A 1,680-nucleotide genomic window follows, 5' to 3' on the forward strand; every position below is an offset into this window, starting at 1 on the left:
ATGCTTCATACGAACTTACCGGAATGGTTGTTGCTGGAATGGCCGGAATGCGTATTGGGTTAGGAATTCTTAATCCAGGTAGGATGACTCGTGGACGAGCATTGTTAGAAAGTGGCAAGCTTGGCCTGCCATTGATCTTCGGAGCTTTTTTTCTCACCTTCATAGCGGCCTGCGTCGAGGGATTTTGGTCAGCACATGATTTTGCCCCAGCTTTGAAATATGGGGTCGGCTTTGCAGGCTGGATAGCCATTGCTCTTTATTTTATTTTTGCAGGAAGGGGGAAACGTGAAGCTTGAAAAAGTAACCGCTGAGATTCGCCCCCGAGGCCGATGGGAATCGATTGACCTCGGTTGTGCTTTAGTGCGTGAAAATTATGGCAAGGTAATGAACGCATGGTTCGTTACTGTGGTGCCACTCTGGTTTTGTATTATTGCTCTGAGCCAATTTTGGCCGTGGGCTGAAGGTCGCCCGTGGATTGCTGGGCTTCTGTGTATTTGGATTTTGCCAATCTGTGATCGTATCCCACTCTTCGTACTGAGTCGCCGGCTGTTTGGTGAAGACTCGACAATTAAGGATTTACTGAAGGCGCTACCGTCGATGTTTTTTAGGCGTTTTTTTGTCACCCTTTTTATGGGGCCATTGAATCTAGCAAGAGGCCTATCTCAGCCAGTGATGGAACTAGAAGGGTTAAAGGGAAAGGCATACAGCCAGAGGGTGAGCCTGCTTTCTAGAAATGGTGGTGAAGGAGCAAGCCAAGCTGCTATGGTCTCACTAGTGCTCGTGCTAGCTTCAATGTTTTCGATGCTGTTTGTTTTTTTTAGTCTATTAGGCTTGTTTGGAGACTCAATCGTTATTGAAGAATTTTGGGTTGATCATGTTTTAGATAGCGATGCTGATTTCATGCCAATTCCTTATGTCTGGATTATGGTAGGTTTGATGCTTTCAGCCGTGACCTTGGTAGAACCTTTCTACGTGGGAGCTGGGTTTTCCATGTATATCAATAGCCGCACCATAACCGAGGGGTGGGATATCGAGTTGGCATTCAAGCGGATGAGCGAGAGGGTCAACTGTGTGCTTAAAACAACAGGGAAGTCATTGCTCATGACATTAGTAACCTTGCTTTGTTTCTCATTGAGTCACCCCCCGCTTGAAGCCTCTAACGATCGCTTAGATAAGGTGATGGCTAACGAGGATTTTGAAATCCGTTCGGAGATCGTCCAAGTTCCAAAGAAGTCAGGAAATCCTTCCCTCGGTTCTGGGGGCTTAGCTCTATTTGGGGCTCTAGGAGTAGTGTCTACTATTCTTTTCTGGGGGATATTGATCGCTTTGATTATTGGTGTTTGCTGGTTGATTCACACCAACATGCATGTGTTCAGGGGGACTGGGCGAGCCAACCTGGCTAGTCCACCCACAGTACGAAGTGTGATGGGAATGGATGTCACACCTGAGAGCTTGCCTAAAGACATTGTCGCGGCTGCTAAAGCTGCTTGGGACGCACGGAATCACCAGCTTGCTTTGAGCTACCTCTACCGAGGATCGATCTCTTGGACCATCAATGAAATGGCTGTGGAGATTGAAGAGGCTGATACTGAAAACGACTGCGTGCTACGCGTGCAGCAAGCTGGGCAACAAGCCGTGACTGACTACTTTTCTGGCCTAACAAAGCATTGGGTCAATTTG

2 protein-coding genes are annotated in these 1,680 nt (G+C 47.5%); both read left to right on the top strand.

What is annotated here, in order from left to right:
- A partial coding sequence (locus ABGY95_RS06275) for a stage II sporulation protein M (protein ID WP_347440837.1) occupies positions 1-296 on the top strand: 296 nt, incomplete at its 5' end.
- An 88-nt stretch (positions 297-384) separates the two neighbouring features.
- Positions 385-1,680: hypothetical protein (locus tag ABGY95_RS06280; RefSeq protein WP_347440838.1), on the top strand; the 1,296-nt coding region annotated here is incomplete at its 3' end.

Origin of the sequence: Rubritalea sp. (assembly GCF_039830215.1) — a bacterium.
Classification (GTDB): domain Bacteria; phylum Verrucomicrobiota; class Verrucomicrobiia; order Verrucomicrobiales; family Akkermansiaceae; genus Rubritalea.